This is a genomic window from Aeromonas sp. LsrichE-8G (assembly GCF_022869435.1).
Taxonomy (GTDB): domain Bacteria; phylum Pseudomonadota; class Gammaproteobacteria; order Enterobacterales; family Aeromonadaceae; genus Aeromonas; species Aeromonas caviae.
The window spans coordinates 1-293 of the sequence record NZ_JALIHH010000210.1; the positions used below are offsets into that span (position 1 = coordinate 1).

Here is a 293-nt window from a genome sequence, read left to right on the forward strand (position 1 = left end):
GAGTTTGCCCTGCACAAGGGACACCGCTATGCCACCGTGATCATGGATGCCGAGCGAACCCGCGTCCTGTGGGTGGGGCACGGCAACAGCCGGGCCGCTATCCGTCCCTTCTTCGAGCAGCTCGGCGAGCGATGCCAGCAGATTGAAGCGGTGGCGATGGACATGAACACGGCGTTCGACCTGGAGGTGAAGCAACACTGCCCGCAGGCGGAGGTGGTCTACGACCTGTTCCACGTGGTGGCTCGCTATGGCCGAGAGGTGGTGGACCGGGTGCGAGTGGAGCAGGCGAATGC

1 protein-coding gene is annotated in these 293 nt (G+C 64.5%); it reads left to right on the forward strand.

All coding sequences use genetic code 11. From position 1 onward, the window contains the following. Window positions 1–293, forward strand: a 293-nt coding sequence (locus MUW49_RS22130; protein ID WP_210538966.1) for a transposase, incomplete at both ends; no start/stop codon positions are given.